Source organism: Bradyrhizobium sp. Kon10, from assembly GCF_055807395.1.
In genome coordinates this window covers 1-231 of the sequence record NZ_JBVVOZ010000438.1, presented here as the reverse complement: position 1 = coordinate 231, position 231 = coordinate 1, and the positions used below count along the sequence as shown (strand labels likewise).

Here is a 231-nt window from a genome sequence, read left to right as displayed (position 1 = left end):
CCGGTCACACCGTCGGCCATACCATCTTCATGGTCTCGTCGGCCGGCAAGTCCTTCGCCTTCATGGGCGACCTCTCGCACCATTCGGTGCTGCTGCTGGAGCGGCCGCGGATGGAATTCTCCTACGATACCGATCCCAAGCAGGCAGCCGAGTCACGCGTAAAACTGCTGACCATGCTTGCGGCGAACAAGGTCCCGGTGATGTCCTATCACTTCGCCTGGCCGGGCTACG

1 pseudogene is annotated in these 231 nt (G+C 61.9%); it reads left to right on the top strand.

From position 1 onward, the window contains the following. Positions 1–231: pseudogene (locus tag AC0L2O_RS37660) on the top strand (MBL fold metallo-hydrolase); the annotation flags it as partial.